This window comes from Amycolatopsis acidiphila, from assembly GCF_021391495.1.
Lineage (GTDB): Bacteria > Actinomycetota > Actinomycetes > Mycobacteriales > Pseudonocardiaceae > Amycolatopsis_E > Amycolatopsis_E acidiphila.
Genome location: NZ_CP090063.1, coordinates 4474653 through 4489066 on the forward strand (window position 1 = coordinate 4474653; position 14414 = coordinate 4489066).

14 protein-coding genes are annotated in these 14414 nt (G+C 71.8%); 8 read left to right on the forward strand and 6 right to left on the reverse strand.

The features are described from left to right. Positions 1-2: 2 nt before the first annotated feature. A complete protein-coding gene (locus tag LWP59_RS21785; RefSeq protein WP_191334773.1) occupies positions 3-332 on the reverse strand; it encodes a YnfA family protein in 330 nt (109 codons plus the stop codon). A gap of 109 nt (positions 333-441) precedes the next feature. Here LWP59_RS21785 and LWP59_RS21790 point away from each other — a divergent pair, with 109 nt between their 5' ends. The 7 genes from LWP59_RS21790 (at position 442) to LWP59_RS21820 (ending at position 6831) form a co-directional block, all read left to right on the forward strand. Continuing rightward, positions 442-1629: a S1C family serine protease gene (locus tag LWP59_RS21790; RefSeq protein ID WP_229857220.1), complete on the forward strand. Its 1188-nt coding sequence runs from the start codon at positions 442-444 to the stop codon at positions 1627-1629. 71 nt (positions 1630-1700) lie between these two features. Then, positions 1701-2999, forward strand: a complete 1299-nt coding sequence (locus tag LWP59_RS21795; RefSeq protein ID WP_229857219.1) for an SDR family oxidoreductase — start codon at positions 1701-1703, stop codon at positions 2997-2999. A 79-nt stretch (positions 3000-3078) separates the two neighbouring features. After that, the gene (locus tag LWP59_RS21800; protein WP_144644657.1) at positions 3079-4194 is read left to right on the forward strand and encodes a WD40/YVTN/BNR-like repeat-containing protein; all 1116 of its coding nucleotides are present in this window, start codon (positions 3079-3081) and stop codon (positions 4192-4194) included. Next, a complete protein-coding gene (locus tag LWP59_RS21805) occupies positions 4191-4487 on the forward strand; it encodes a MoaD/ThiS family protein (protein ID WP_144644654.1) in 297 nt (98 codons plus the stop codon). The genes LWP59_RS21800 and LWP59_RS21805 overlap by 4 nt, the downstream gene beginning before the upstream one ends. A 9-nt stretch (positions 4488-4496) precedes the next feature. Beyond that, positions 4497-5030 (forward strand): hypothetical protein, encoded by a 534-nt coding sequence (locus LWP59_RS21810; RefSeq protein ID WP_144644652.1) that lies wholly within the window; start codon positions 4497-4499, stop codon positions 5028-5030. Between the two features lie 96 nt (positions 5031-5126). Continuing rightward, positions 5127-6257: an epoxide hydrolase family protein gene (locus tag LWP59_RS21815; protein ID WP_144644649.1), complete on the forward strand. Its 1131-nt coding sequence runs from the start codon at positions 5127-5129 to the stop codon at positions 6255-6257. Between the two features lie 85 nt (positions 6258-6342). After that, complete coding sequence (locus tag LWP59_RS21820; protein WP_144644646.1) at positions 6343-6831, forward strand: beta-class carbonic anhydrase; 489 nt, start codon at positions 6343-6345, stop codon at positions 6829-6831. Between the two features lies 1 nt (position 6832). Here the strand turns inward: LWP59_RS21820 and LWP59_RS21825 are convergent, their stop codons facing one another. The 5 genes from LWP59_RS21825 to LWP59_RS21845 all read right to left on the reverse strand — a co-directional run bounded on the left by LWP59_RS21825 (position 6833) and on the right by LWP59_RS21845 (position 12492). Further along, positions 6833-8011 (reverse strand): ROK family transcriptional regulator, encoded by a 1179-nt coding sequence (locus LWP59_RS21825; RefSeq protein WP_144644643.1) that lies wholly within the window; start codon positions 8009-8011, stop codon positions 6833-6835. A gap of 46 nt (positions 8012-8057) precedes the next feature. After that, a complete protein-coding gene (locus tag LWP59_RS21830) occupies positions 8058-9482 on the reverse strand; it encodes a sugar ABC transporter permease (protein WP_144644641.1) in 1425 nt (474 codons plus the stop codon). A gap of 15 nt (positions 9483-9497) precedes the next feature. Further along, positions 9498-10271 carry an ATP-binding cassette domain-containing protein gene (locus LWP59_RS21835; protein ID WP_144644638.1) on the reverse strand — a complete coding sequence of 258 codons (774 nt, stop codon included), beginning with the start codon at positions 10269-10271 and terminating at the stop codon, positions 9498-9500. A gap of 79 nt (positions 10272-10350) precedes the next feature. Beyond that, positions 10351-11475 carry a sugar ABC transporter substrate-binding protein gene (locus LWP59_RS21840; RefSeq protein WP_144644636.1) on the reverse strand — a complete coding sequence of 375 codons (1125 nt, stop codon included), beginning with the start codon at positions 11473-11475 and terminating at the stop codon, positions 10351-10353. Positions 11476-11589: 114 nt separating this feature from the next. Beyond that, positions 11590-12492 (reverse strand): LysR family transcriptional regulator, encoded by a 903-nt coding sequence (locus LWP59_RS21845; RefSeq protein WP_144644633.1) that lies wholly within the window; start codon positions 12490-12492, stop codon positions 11590-11592. Between the two features lie 71 nt (positions 12493-12563). Between LWP59_RS21845 and LWP59_RS21850 the strand changes: the two genes are divergently transcribed. Next, positions 12564-14348, forward strand: coding sequence for a gamma-glutamyltransferase family protein (locus LWP59_RS21850; RefSeq protein ID WP_144644630.1), 1785 nt, complete (start codon positions 12564-12566; stop codon positions 14346-14348). Positions 14349-14414 lie beyond the last annotated feature (66 nt).

Genomic DNA, 14414 nt, shown 5'->3' on the forward strand with positions numbered 1-14414 from the left:
GCTCAGCGCGGGGCGTACATGATCACCGCCATCCCGGCGAGGCAGATGAGCGCGCCGAGCAGGTCGAACCGGTCGGGCCGGTACCCGTCCGCGACGACGCCCCACACCAGCGACCCGGCGACGAACACCCCGCCGTAGGCGGCGAGGATCCGGCCGAAGTGCGCGTCGGGCTGCAGCGTGGCGACGAACCCGTAGACCCCGAGCGCCACCACTCCCCCGCCGGCCCACACCCAGCCCCGGTGTTCGCGCACCCCCTGCCAGACCAGCCACGCCCCGCCGATCTCGAACAACGCCGCGAGCACGAAGAGCCCCACCGAGCGAACGACCGTCACGAGAGCATTGTCCTGGGCACCCGCAAGGCCCGCCTGCGCGCCCGCACTTCTCAGGTTTTTCATGGTTGCGCCGCAGCCGCCTCTCAGCCCCCGGGCGTTCACTGGTCACATGAGCTACTACCCGCCGCCACCGCCGCAGCCGAGGCCCAGCCAGCCCGGCCCGCTGCGCACCCTCGGCCTCGTGCTCGGCGCGGTCCTCCTCACCGCGCTCGTCGGGTCCGCGTTCCTGGTCGGCAGCCTCCACCGCTCCCCCATGGCGCGCTCGCTCGACCTGTACTCCCAGGGCAACTCCGGCCAGAACAGCAACAGCAGCCAGTCGCTCGACGCGAACGCCGTCGCCGACAAGGTCGACCCCGGGCTCGTCGACGTCAACACGACGCTCGGCTACGAGAACGCCCAGGCCGCGGGCACCGGCATGGTGCTCAGCCCGAACGGCGAAGTGCTCACCAACAACCACGTCGTCGAGGGCGCGACCAGCATCTCGGTCACCGACATCGGCAACGGCCGGACCTACAAGGCGACCGTCGTCGGCTACGACCGGACCGAGGACGTCGCGGTGCTGCAGCTGCAGAACGCCTCCGGTCTGGCCACCGTCACCACCGGCGACTCCTCGAAGGTCGCCGTCGGCGACAAGGTCGTCGGCATCGGCAACGCCGGCGGCACCGGCGGCGACCCGAGCGTCGCGCCCGGCAGCGTGACCGCGCTGAACCAGTCGATCACCGCGAGCGACGAGTCGAGCGGCAGCTCCGAGCAGCTGCAGGGCCTCATCCAGGTGAACGCGAACATCCAGTCGGGCGACTCCGGCGGCGCGCTCGCCAACAGCGGCGGCCAGGTCGTCGGGATGAACACCGCCGCCTCCACCGGCTACCAGTTCGGCGGCCGGGGCGGCCGCGGCGGCACCGGCGGCACGGGTGAGCGCCAGGGCCAGAGCGCCGGCGGCACCGGCTTCGCCATCCCGATCGACCAGGCGCTGGGCATCGCCAAGCAGATCGAGGCGAAGACCGCGTCCTCGACGGTGCACATCGGCGGCTCAGCCTTCCTGGGCGTCTCGGTGTCCGACAGCGGGCAGGGCGCAGTCGTCCGGCAGACCGTAGCCGGCGCTCCCGCCGCGCAAGCGGGCTTGTCGGCAGGTGACACGCTGACCGGCGTGAACGGCCGGACAGTCGACTCGGCCACCACGCTCACCACCCTGATGGACGGCTTCCACCCCGGCGACAAGGTCACGCTGAGCTGGCTCGACCAGTCCGGGCAGCAGCAGTCCGCGAGCGTCACCCTCGCCGAAGGCCCGGTGGGCTGAGCGAAAGCGCCCTTCCGGAGTGCCGTCGCGGACTGAGCTCGTCCGCGACGGCACTCCGGGAGGGGGGGCCCATGCGCGGACCCATCCCGGCGCCGGCCTGCTGCCTGCTCGTCGCGGCCTGTTCGGCTCCCCCGGCCGGCCCGGACCCGGCGGCGTCCTGCACGCTCACCACCGGCCCCCTTCCCGAATGGGCCCGCACCGGCTTCAGCCCGCCCGACCAATCGGTGCCGTACGTGCTCGGCGCGCGAGGGGAGATCCTCGGCGTGGTGTTCGCCCGCCCGCTGCAGGTGCCATCCGCGCCCGACCGGAACAACAAGATCCTCTGGGTGTCCGAAGAGGACTCGACCGGCCCGTTGCGGATCGACGCGACACTGGCTGGCTCCGGCCGAACCGAGACCCGCGAGGTGCCGGACGGCCCGTCGACGGTCGATCTGCCCGCCCCGGCTGCTGGTCGTTCGAGCTGTCCTGGCCCGGCCACCACGACCGCGTTCCCGTGGCGTACCAACGGGGTTGAGCCCTCCGGCCACGGGTATGCGGGAGGCATGACGCATACCGCACCCCTACCCCAGGACCAGGCGGGCCGGCCCTACCGGGCGATCGTGACCGGTTCCGACTCCGGCATCGGCCGCGCGATCGCCGTCGCCCTCGGCGGTGGCGGGGTCGACGTCGGCATCACCTTCCACTCCGACGCCGAAGGCGCGCAGCAGACCGCCGAGGAGGTCCGTTCCCTCGGCGCGCGCGCCGAGGTCCGCAAGCTCGACCTGACCGACCTGCCCACCTCGGCCGCGGCCATCGACGAGCTCGCCGAGGCACTCGGCGGCGTGGACGTGCTGGTCAACTGCGCCGGTACCGGCACCAGGACGCCCGCGATGGAGATGGACTTCGACACCTGGCGCGAGGTCGTGGGCGTCGACCTCGACGGGACGTTCGTCTGCACGCAGCGCGCCGCCCGCCGCATGATCGACGCCGGCACCGGCGGCCGGATCGTGAACATCACCAGCGTGCACGAGCACGCGCCCCGGGTGGGCGCCGCGCCGTACTGCGCGGCCAAGGCCGGGGTCGGCATGCTGACCAAGGTCCTCGCACTCGAGCTCGCCGAGCACGGCATCACCGTCAACTCCGTCGCGCCGGGCGAGATCTCGACCCCGATGACCGGCCAGACCGACGCCGACCCGCGCGAGCAGCAGCGGCCGGGCGTGCCGCTGGGCCGCACCGGCGACGCGCGCGAGGTCGCCGCCGTCGTCGCGTTCCTGACCACCCCCGCGGCGAGCTACGTGACCGGCGCGTCCTACGTCGTCGACGGCGGAATGCTGCTGATGGGGCCGCAGGGCGCGAGCGCGCTCGGCGACGACTCCTGGCGCAAGGGGTGATCCGCGCAAGATTGGAGAAGACGCTCACCGCCCGTGGCCCTTAGGTTGGGTGCACCACCAGGTGGAAGGAGCGCGGGAGATGAGCGGCGTACGAGTACTGGTCGGCACCCGCAAGGGCGCGTTCGTGCTGAGCTCGGACGGCACCCGCGCGGAGTGGGAGGTCGACGGGCCCCACTTCCCCGGCTGGGAGATCTACCACTTCACCGGCTCCCCCGCGGATCCGCGGCGGCTGTTCCTGTCGCAGACCACGAGCTGGTTCGGCCAGCTGATCCAGCGGTCCGACGACGGGGGCCGCACCTGGACGGCGATGGGCAACAAGTTCGAGTACGAGGGCACGCCGGGCACCCACCAGTGGTACGACGGCACCCCCCATCCGTGGGAGTTCGCCCGGGTCTGGCACCTGGAGCCCTCCCCGGCCGATCCGGACCTGGTCTACGCCGGCGTGGAGGACGCCGCGCTGTTCCGGTCCGTCGACGGTGCGCAGTCCTGGCAGGAGCTGCCGGGACTGCGCACCCACGGCTCGGGGTCCAGCTGGCAGCCGGGCGCGGGCGGCATGTGCCTGCACACGATCAAGCTCGACCCGCGCGACCCGGAGCGGATCTACACCGCGATCTCGGCCGCGGGCGCGTTCCGCAGCGACGACACGGGCAAGACGTGGCAGCCGATCAACCACGGCCTGCAGTCCGACGGCATTCCCGATCCCGACGCCGAGGTCGGGCACTGCGTGCACCGGCTCGCGCAGCATCCCGAACGCCCGGACACGCTGTACATGCAGAAGCACTGGGACGTGATGCGCACCGACGACGCCGGGGAGAACTGGCGCGAGATCAGCGGGGACCTGCCCACGGACTTCGGCTTCGCGATCGACGTGCACGCGCACGAGCCCGACACGGTGTACGTGGTGCCGATCAAGAGCGACTCCGAGCACTTCCCGCCCGAGGGCAAGCTGCGCGTGTACCGCAGCCGCAGCGGCGGCGATGAGTGGGAGCCGCTGACCGCGGGGCTGCCCCAGGCCAACTGCTACGTCAACGTCCTGCGCGACGCCATGGCGGTGGACCGGCTCGACGAGTGCGGGGTGTACTTCGGCACCACCGGCGGTCAGGTGTACGCCTCCAGCGACGCCGGGGACAGCTGGGCGCCGATCGTGCGCGACCTGCCCGCGGTCCTGTCGGTCGAAGTCCAGACGCTGCGATGATCCGCGTGGTGCTGCCGGCGCATCTGCGCACCCTCGCGCGGATCGACGGCGAGGTGAAGATCGAGCTGGACGGCCCGGTCACCCAGCGGGCCGTGCTCGACGAGCTGGAGTCGCGGTACCCGATGCTGCGCGGGACGATCCGCGACCAGTCGACGTACGCACGGCGGGCCTTCGTGCGGTTCTTCGCCTGCGAAGAGGATCTTTCGCACGAAGCGCCCGACGCGCCGTTGCCCGAGCGGGTCGTCAGCGGGCACGAGCCGTTCCTCGTCGTGGGCGCCATGGCCGGGGGTTAGGCTGGCTTCGTGCCAAGGCCCAACAGCACCGTGGTGATCGTCGTGGGCACCGACGCCGAGAAGGTCGTGCCGCGCCTCGAAGGACTGGCCAATGTCCGCGCTGCGACGGTGAAGGACGAGGATTCCGCGCGCGGACTGGTCGCGCAGTCACATGCCGCGTACGTCGTGCACGACGCCGACCCGCTCGCCGATCTCGCGACCGCGTGGACGGGTTTCTTCGATCGCGCCGACACCCCGGGCACGCTCGAGGTCGCGGTCGAGGCCACGCTGGCCGCCCTGCGCCGGGGAAGCGTCCAGCTGCCGGACTACTACGTCGTGCTCGACCCGGAATCCCTGCCGGAGACCCGGAAGCACTGGTGGCTCGGCGTGCTCGCCGGCGTCTCGCCGAACCGGGTCATCCCGGCGAAAGCGAGCGCGGCGGCGGTCGCGGCCGTCCTTTCGCGCCTGCCGTCGGGCCGCTGGTGGCCCGATCCGCCGGACGACTGGCTGCGCGGCCTCGGGCGCGCGGTACCGGACCGGGTGGGCGTGCCGGGCAGCACCTGAAGGCCCGCGCACGCCGCTCGCGGATGTCCACCCGGTCCGTCACCGTCCACTTTCGACACAATCCGTCCGACGAGGGAACTCGGCACCATGGACCCGATGTGCACGCCGTTCCGGATCGACGTCCCCGAAGCCGAGCTGCGCGAGCTTCGCGACCGGCTCCGCCGCACCCGCTGGCCCGAAGCCGAGACCGTCGACGACTGGTCGCAGGGCGTTCCGCTCGGCTACGTACAGGACCTGTGCCGGTACTGGGCCGAGGAGTACGACTGGCGCGCCACGCAGGCCCGGCTCAACGCGCTTCCCCAGTACCGCACGGAGATCGACGGCCTCGGCATCTCCTTCTTCCACGTCCGCTCACCGCATCCGGGGGCACTCCCGCTGGTGCTCACCAACGGCTGGCCCGGCTCGATCATCGAGTACCTCGACGTCATCGAGCCGCTCACCGACCCGCCCGACCCCGCCGACGCCTTCCACCTCGTGCTGCCGACGCTGCCCGGCTACGGCTTCAGCGACAAGCCGGCGCGGCCGGGATGGGGCGTGCAGCGGATCGCGCGGGCCTGGGCCGAGCTGATGGCACGCCTGGGCTACGAGCGCTACGGCGCGCAGGGCAGTGACTGGGGCACCAGCGTCACCACCAGCCTCGGCCAGCAGGACGCCGCGCACCTCGCCGGCATCCACGTGGTGCCGCCGATCGCCGCGCCCGACCCCGCCACCTTCGACGACCTGACGCCGCAGGAGCAGGAGACCCTGGCGGAGCTGCGGCACGCCGAGGACTGGGAGTCGGGCTACGCCGCGGAGCAGTCGAGCAAGCCGCAGACGATCGGTTACGGCCTGGTCGACTCCCCTGCCGCCCTGTGCGCGTGGATCGTGGAGAAGTTCCACGCCTGGACCGACCGTCCCGAGGACGTGCTCACGCGCGACCGGTTGCTGGACAACGTGATGCTGTACTGGCTGCCGGGCAGCGGCGCGTCCTCGGCGCGGCTGTACTGGGAGAGCTTCCGGCAGGTGTCGGAGTGGTTCACCCGCAGCACCGACGACGTCGTCCCGGTGCCCACCGGCTGCTCGATCTTCCCGCGGGAGCTGCCCCGCCCGTCCCGCCGGTGGGCCGCGCGGCGCTACCCCGACATCCGCTGGTGGCACGAGCTGGACAGGGGCGGGCACTTCGCCGCCCTCGAACAGCCCGAGCTGTTCACCGGCGAGCTGCGCTCGTTCTTCCGCCTCGTGCGCTGAGCGCTCACCATCTGGACCTGGTTGCGCGGCCGCGCGGACGGCGGTGCACTCAGGGCGAAGAGCCCACGAGCCGAGGAGCGCACCGATGTCCGTGACCGACGAACTGCTCGCGAACAACGCCCGCTATGCCGAGACCTTCTCCGGCCCGCTGCCGCTCCCGCCCGCCAGGCACGTCGCCGTCGTGGCGTGCATGGACGCGCGGATCAACGTCTACGGGGTGCTGGGCCTGCGGGAGGGCGACGCGCACGTGATCCGCAACGCCGGCGGCGTGATCACCGAGGACGCGATCCGCTCGCTCGCGATCAGCCAGCGGCTGCTGGGCACCGAGGAGATCATCCTCATCCACCACACCGACTGCGGCATGCTCACCTTCACCGACGACGGGTTCAGGAAGTCCATCGAGAACGAGGTGGGCATCAAGCCGGCGTGGGCGGCGGAGGCGTTCGACGACCTGGCCACGGACGTCCGGCAGTCGATCGCGCGGATCAAGGCCAGCCCGTTCGTGCCGAAGAAGGACTCCGTGCGCGGGTTCGTGTTCGACGTCGCCAGCGGCAGGCTCGACGAGGTCTGCTGACTCACCAGTCCGACAGCACGGTCTCGAAGGCCAGTTCGGCGGCGCCGAGCAGCTTCGCGTCCGAACCCAGTGAGGACGTGCAGACCCGGGTGCCGCCGAGCGCACGGCTGACCAGGCTGCGCTCCCGCACGATCTCCTCGACCCGGTCGACGACCGGGGCGGGCAGTGCGGTGAACAGGTCGCCCAGCACGACCAGCTGCGGGCACAGCAGGTTGACGACGTTTCCCAGGCCCAGCGCGAGCCATTCGACGAACTCGTCGAGCCGCTCCAGCGCGCCGCCCCCGGCCGCGCCCAGCTCCCGCAGCTCCGCGACGATCGCGCCGACCGGGGAGTCCTCGTCGATGCCGAGGGCACGGCAGAGGGCGCGCTCGCCGACCTCGGTCTCCCAGCAGCCGCGCGCCCCGCAGTAGCAGGGATGCCCACCGGGCTTGACCACCATGTGCCCGACCTCGCCGATGTGGTGCCCGCCCGCGGCCCGCAGGGACAGGCCATTGGAGATCACGCCGCCGCCCACGCCGACGTCCGCGCTGATGTACACCACGTCGTCGGCGCGGCGGGCGGCGCCGCGCAGGTGTTCGGCCAGCGCGCCGAGCTCGGCGTCGTTGCCCATGTGCACGGGCAGCTTGAGCGCGTGCGAGAGCCAGCCGCCCAGCGGCACGTCCGTCCAGTGCAGGTTGGGCGCCTCGTGCACGTACCCGTCGGCGCGGCGCACCACCCCGGGCACGGACACGCCGACCGCGACCGGGCCGACCTCCTGCTCGGCGACCAGCGGGCCCACGTAGTCCATGATCTTCGTGAAGACCTCGGTGGGCTGGCGGTTGCCGCCGCGCACCCGCCAGCTGTCCCGGCCCAGGATCTGCCCGCCGATGCCGACCAGCGCCATCGCGGCGCGTTCCACCCGGATGTCGATCGCCAGCACCACCGCGGCCTGCGGCTGCGGCAGCACCAGCAGCGACGGGCGGCCCGCCCCGCTGCGCTGGGCGGGCACCCGTTCCTCGACGACGCCGTCCTCGGCGAGCCCGTCCACCAGTGCCTTGATGGTGCTGCGGTTGAGCCCGAGCGCCGTGGCGAGCGTGGCCCTGGTGGAGGGACCGTCCACGTGGAGCCGGCGCAGCAGGGCCGCCCGGTTGTGGCGACGAACGTCGTCCGGGCGCGTCCCGGAGGTCGATGTTGTCGTCACCTATGGCTTCCCTGCTGCGGTCGTCTCCTCGTCCGGCACCACGCGGTCAGCGCGCGGCCGCGGCGCGCCTGCGCGACAGGGCGTCGACGGCCGCCGCGACGAGCAGCACGAGCCCGGTGATGATGTTAACCGTGTCCGCCTGGTAGCCGAGCAGGCCGAGTCCGTTCTGGACGGTCGCGAGCACGAGGCCACCGATGACCGCGTCCCGCAGGCGGCCCCGGCCGCCGAACAGCGACGTGCCGCCGATGACCGCGGCGCCGACCGCGAACAGCAGGGTGTTGCCGTTACCGGCGTTGCCGTCGACCGAACCGACCTTCGAGCTGTAGACGATCGCGCCGATCGCCGCGACCGACGAGCAGATCACGAACACGCTCATCCGGATCTTGTCGACCTTCACACCGGCCCGGCGCGCGGCCTCCTTGTTGCCGCCGACCGCGTAGACGTGCCGGCCGTAGCGGGTGCGGTCGAGCACGAACGTGCCGACCACGAGCAGCACCAGGATGATCGGCACCACCCACGGGATGCCCTCGATCGTGGTCAGCGCCGGGTTCGGCGAGCGGTTGAGGGTCAGCAGGTAGGTGGCCACCGCGCCCAGCACGACCACGGCCGCGACCTTGATCGCGATGAGCGTGGTCGGCTGCGCGACCAGCCCGTGCCGCAGCCGGGAGAAGTGCCGGAACAGCACCACGAGCGCGTAGCCGCCGGCGGCCACGACGAGCATGACCCAGCTGGCGGCCACGCCGAGGTTGCCGTTGGCCACGTCGAACAGCACGTGGCTGTCGCGGATCGGGATGGTGCCGCCCTCGCCGACCAGGGCGAGCACGACGCCGTACCACGCGATGAACAGTGCCAGCGTCACCACGAACGACGGGATGCCGATCTTGGAGACCAGCGCGCCGGTGATGCTGCCGATCACGGTGCCGATGGTGATCGCGAGGAGGATCTCGACCCACGGGTTCGCGGCGAAGCCGATCAGCAAGATCAGCAGCGACACCGCGGACAGCGCCACGCCGATCCAGACCCGCATCCAGGCGCACAGCGCGATCGCGATCACGGCGCCGACGATGAAGCCGTAGAACATCGTCGGGCCCATGGCGCCCAGCAGGTTGCCGTGCTGGGTCCAGTGCAGGGCGAGCACCGACGCGCAGACGCCGGACGCGGTGCCCGCGGACAGGTCGATCTCGCCCAGCAGCAGCACCGGCACGATGCCCATCGCGATGATGGTCTGCCCGCCGCCCTGTGCGAACAGGTTCGCGATGTTGTTCAGCGTCAGGAACGAGTCCGACAGGCTGGTGAACACCACGACCAGCAGGAGCAGGCCGAGCAGCGCGGGCACCGCGCCGAGCTCGCCGCCACGCAGCCGGCGGAAGTAGTCGCCGACCGCCTCGGAGGTGGTGCGCGAGGTGGTGTCGATCCCGAAGTCGGCGATCGCCGAGTCGGGGTCGGAAGGCTTGATGGGTGTCTCAGTCATTTCTGTTTCCTCGCCCTACACGGCCGCGACTTCGGGGCGGGCCAGGCCGAGATCGCCCGACCGGCCGGCGGTGATCAGCTCGACCACCTGGTTGTTGGTGACGTCCTTGGTCGCGACATCGGCGGCCAGCCGCCCGAGGTAGAGCACGGCGATCCGGTCGGCGACCTCGAACACGTCGTTCATGTTGTGGCTGATCAGCACGACGCCCAGGCCCTGCTCGGCCAGCCTGCGCACCAGGTCGAGCACCTGGCGGGTCTGCGCCACGCCGAGCGCGGCGGTGGGCTCGTCGAGCAGCACGACCTTGCTGTTCCACAGCACGGCCTTGGCGATCGCGACGGTCTGCCGCTGGCCGCCGGACAGCGACGCGACGGGCGTGCGCACGGACTTGACGGTGCGCACGGACAGCGAAGCCAGTGTCTTGCGCGCGTCGAGCTCCATCGACGCCTCGTCCAGCAGCCCGCTCCTGGTGCGTTCCCGGCCGAGGAACATGTTCTGGACGATGTCCAGGTTGTCGGCGAGCGCGAGGTCCTGGTAGACGACCTCGATGCCCAGCGCGGCAGCGTCACGCGGGTTGTGGATATGCACGGGCTCGCCGTTGAACAGCACTTCGCCGCTGTCCGTGCCGTGGATGCCGGCGATGCACTTGACCAGCGTCGACTTGCCGGCGCCGTTGTCGCCGACGAGCGCGGTCACCTCCCCCGCGCGCACCGTCAGGTCCACGTCGTGCAGCACGTGGACCGGGCCGAAACTCTTGTTCACACCGCGCAGCGCGAGGATCGGCTCGTTCACCGCGGTACCTCCACATCGTTGGGGGCACCACTGCGGGGAAGCACCGCCTCGGCGGCACTTCCCCGCGGTGGTGCGAGGGTCAGGAAATACCCAGCTGGGTGCACGCCGCGGCGACGTCGGCGGTGCAGATCTCGCTGGCCTTGACGTAGCCCTGGTCGACCACGGTCTTCACGTTCTGCTTGGTGATCGACTGCGGCTGGAGCAGCACGGACTTCACCGTACGGTTGCCCTTGGGGTCCGTCGAGGAGTCCTTGGCGACCGCGTCGGCACCGGCGGTGTCGCCCTTGATCAGCGCGGCGGCCAGCTGCGCGGCGGCGTCGGCCTCCTGCTGGATCGGCTTGAACACCGTCGAGTACTGGCTGCCCTGCAGGATGGCCGTCAGGCCCGCGGCGCTGGCGTCCTGGCCGGTCACCGGGACCTTGCCGGCGAGGCCGTTCTTCTGCAGCACGGTGATGATCGCGCCGGCGAGGCCGTCGTTGGCCGCGAGCACGCCGTCCACCTTGCCGCCGTTGGCCGAGAGCAGCTGCTCGAAGGTCGCGCCGCCCTTCTGGTTGTCCCAGCCGTCGATGGCCTGGCTGGCGACCTTCTTCAGCGCGCCCGAGGTGTAGAGCGGGCCGACGATGTTCTCCTGCCCGTTGTGGAACAGGGTCGCGTTGTTGTCCGTCGGCGAGCCCTCGATCTCGATGACCTGCGCACCGGGCTTGCTCGCGAGCGCGTCCTTGAGCGCGGTGCCCTGCAGTTCGCCGACCTTGGTGTTGTCGAAGCTGACGTAGTAGTTGGCGCTGCCGCCGAGGTTGAGCCGGTCGTAGTCGATGACCGGGACGCCCTGCTGCGCGGCCTTCTGCTCGACCGTCGCGCCGACGTCACCGCTGGGCGCGGCGATGATGAGCACCTTCACGCCCTGGCTGAGCATGCTGTCGGCGTACTGCGAGAACTTCTGGTTGTCACCCTGCGCGTTCTCGATGATCGGGGTCATGCCCGCCTTCGTCAGCGCCGACTGCAGCATGGGCTGGTCGAACCCGGCCCACCGCGCGGAGGTGGCGGTCTCCGGGAGGATGACGCCCACCTTCGGGCCGCCGTTGCTCGCGGCGCCGGACTGGTCACCGCTGCTCGAGCCGCCCGAGCTGTTGGCCCCACAGGCCGTCAGAGCGAGGGCAACGCCCGTGCCGGCGGCCAGCAGGGCAAGGGTCTTTCTCCGCTTCATTGCGTCCCCTAGGGAAATGTTGTGGTCGGCAACATTTGAATGTTGTGTGCGACAACATACGTCCCCGGACGGCGTAACGGAAGGTTTCCGTACCGATTCAGTCCGAAGGACTGTTCACGTTCTGGTAACAGCGTCCCGACCGGGCCTCGAGAGGGTGGTGTCGAGGAACGCCTGGGTCGCCGCCGTGATGGGCCCCGACCTGTGCACGAGCCACTGCGGGAGCCGTTCGGGCGGGGCGAACCGGTACACCTGCGCACCCGCCCGGCGGGCCAGCTCCGCCCAGCCGTCGGGCATCAGCCCGGCCCCGATCCCCCGCAGCACCATCGGCAGCACGACACTGCGGTCGCCCACCTCGGCCGCGATCACGACGTCCCCGACGCTCGCGGCCAGCCGGTCGAACAGCGCGCGCACGGCGGTGGCCGGCTTGGTCACCACGAACCGCATCCCCGCCAGGTCCTCACGCGCCACGGCGCCGTCCCGGCCGACCTCCGTGCCGGGCGGCGCGACCAGCAGGAACTCCTCGTCGCGCAGGTGGTGGGCGAGCAGCCCCCGCCCCGCCGGGCGCTCCGCGCTGCCGCACACGCCCGCCTCGCAGCGGCCCTGCACGACCATGGCCACCACCTCGGCCGCCGAGAGTGCCGAGGAGGTGCTGACGAGCACGCCGGGATGCCGCTCCCGCAACTCGGCGATGATGCTGATGACCGGTTCGAGCGCGGACGAGGAGGTCGCCGCGATGTCGACCCGGCCGACCGGGCCGTCCCCGACGGCACGGGCCGCAGCCCGCAGGGCGTCCAGGTCGCGCAGCACGAGCCGGGCACGGTCGGCCATGATCTCCCCCGCGTTCGACAGCACGGCGTTACGGCCCACCCGGTGGAAGAGCGCGACCCCCAGCTCGTGCTCCAGCTTGGCGATGGCGCGCGACAGCGACGGCTGGGCCACCCGCAGCGCCTTCGCGGCGTGGGTGAACCCGCCGTGCTCGACGATCGCGACGAAGTACTCGAGCTGACGTCGTTCCATAGCCGGACGCTATCGGAACGGTGTCGCAGATGTCTTGGACGCCTGCCGCCCGCACGCGGGACACTGCGGGGATGTTCCAGACCCGCCCCACGCTGCAGGGCACCTTCGGCATGGTGTCGTCCACCCACTGGCTCGCCTCGGCCACGGCGATGGCCGTCCTCGAGGACGACGGCAACGCCTACGACGCGGCTGTCGCCGCCGCCTTCGTGCTGCACGTCGCGGAGCCGCACCTCAACGGCCCCGCCGGCGAGGTGCCGATGATCGTCGCGCCCGCGGGCGCCGCGCCGAAGGTCCTTTGTGGACAGGGTCCGGCGCCGGCCGGCGCGACGATCGCCCACTACACCTCGCTCGGCCTCGACCTCGTCCCCGGCACCGGCCCGCTGGCGGCCGCCGTCCCCGGCGCGTTCGACGCCTGGCTGCTGCTGTTGCGCGACCACGGCACGAAGTCGCTGGCCGGGGTGCTGAAGTACGCGATCGGCTACGCCGAGCACGGCGTCCCGGCGGTGGAGCGGATCGGCGCGACGGTCGAGACCGTGCGCGAGCTGTTCGAGACCGAGTGGACCACCTCGGCCGAGGTCTACCTGCGGGGCGGGAAGGCACCCGCGCCCGGCGAGCTGCTGAAGAACCCCGCGCTCGCGGACACCTGGCGCCGCCTGCTCGCGGAGGCCGCCGCGGCGGGCGCCGGCCGGGAGACCCAGATCGAGGCCGCGCGGAAGGTGTGGCGCGAAGGGTTCATCGGCGAGGCGATCGCCGGGTTCGCGGCGAAGCCGACCATGGACACCTCCGGCGAGCGGCACGCGGGCACCCTCGCCGGCGACGACCTGGCGGCGTTCTCGGCAGGCTACGAGGATCCCGTCACGTTCACCTGGAACGGCTGGACCATCGCGAAGGCGGGCCTGTGGAGCCAGGGGCCGGTGTTCCTGCAACAGCTCGCCCTGCTGCCCGGCGAGCTGGACCACGGCAGCCCGGACTATTACCACACGCTCATCGAGGGCACGAAGCTCGCGATGGCCGACCGCGAGGCGTGGTACGGCGACAGCACCGACGTCTCGCTCCAGACGCTGCTTTCCCCGGCCTACAACGAATCCCGCCGTGCGCTCATCGGCGGCCAGGCCTCGTACGAGCTGCGCCCCGGCAGCCCGGACGGCCGCGAGCCGCGGCTGAGCGAGCACGCCGAGCTCGTCGCCGCCGGTGGCACGATCGGCATCCCCGCGGGCGCGGGCGAGCCGACGGTCGCCGAGGACGGCGCTACCCGGGGCGACACCTGCCACCTCGACGTGGTCGACCGCTGGGGCAACATGATCGCCGCGACCCCGAGCGGCGGCTGGCTGCAGTCCAACCCCGTCGTCCCCGGCCTCGGCTTCCCGCTCGGCACCCGGCTGCAGATGGCCTGGCTCGACCCCGGCCTGCCCAACTCGCTCGCGCCGGGCAAGCGCCCGCGCACCACGCTGAGCCCCTCGCTGGCGCTTCGGGACACCGTGCCGGTGCTGGCCTTCGGCACTCCCGGCGGCGATCAGCAGGATCAGTGGAGCACGCATTTCTTCCTCGCCGTCGCATTGGGCGGAAAAGTGCGGGGCGGGCTCGACCTGCAGGGCGCGATCGACGCCCCGAACTGGCACACCGACAGTTTCCCGAGCTCGTTCTACCCGCGCGCGATGGTGCCTGGCGCGGTCACCGTGGAATCGCGGATCGGGGCCGAGGTCGTGGCGGCGCTGGAAGGCCGCGGGCATGCCGTGACTGTCGCGGATCCCTGGTCGGAAGGGCGGTTGTGCGCTGTCGCGCGTGACCCGGAGACCGGTGTGCTCTCGGCTGCGGCCAACCCGCGGGGAATGCAGGGATACGCCGCCGGCAGATGATTCCCGCGTTTCCCGCGAGAGCGGGCCGGAATTCCCGGCCCGCTTTTTCCCATGCGATTTCCGAAA

Excerpts from the sequence above, each read along its gene's own strand:
- LWP59_RS21805 (WP_144644654.1), top strand. The coding sequence starts at position 4,191 with ATGATCCGCGTGGTGCTGCCGGCGCATCTGCGCACCCTCGCGCGGATC.
- LWP59_RS21815 (WP_144644649.1), top strand. The coding sequence starts at position 5,127 with ATGTGCACGCCGTTCCGGATCGACGTCCCCGAAGCCGAGCTGCGCGAG.
- LWP59_RS21840 (WP_144644636.1), bottom strand. The coding sequence starts at position 11,475 with ATGAAGCGGAGAAAGACCCTTGCCCTGCTGGCCGCCGGCACGGGCGTT.
- LWP59_RS21850 (WP_144644630.1), top strand. The coding sequence starts at position 12,564 with ATGTTCCAGACCCGCCCCACGCTGCAGGGCACCTTCGGCATGGTGTCG.
- LWP59_RS21795 (WP_229857219.1), top strand. The coding sequence starts at position 1,701 with ATGCGCGGACCCATCCCGGCGCCGGCCTGCTGCCTGCTCGTCGCGGCC.
- LWP59_RS21790 (WP_229857220.1), top strand. The coding sequence starts at position 442 with ATGAGCTACTACCCGCCGCCACCGCCGCAGCCGAGGCCCAGCCAGCCC.
- LWP59_RS21820 (WP_144644646.1), top strand. The coding sequence starts at position 6,343 with ATGTCCGTGACCGACGAACTGCTCGCGAACAACGCCCGCTATGCCGAG.
- LWP59_RS21800 (WP_144644657.1), top strand. The coding sequence starts at position 3,079 with ATGAGCGGCGTACGAGTACTGGTCGGCACCCGCAAGGGCGCGTTCGTG.
- LWP59_RS21845 (WP_144644633.1), bottom strand. The coding sequence starts at position 12,492 with ATGGAACGACGTCAGCTCGAGTACTTCGTCGCGATCGTCGAGCACGGC.
- LWP59_RS21830 (WP_144644641.1), bottom strand. The coding sequence starts at position 9,482 with ATGACTGAGACACCCATCAAGCCTTCCGACCCCGACTCGGCGATCGCC.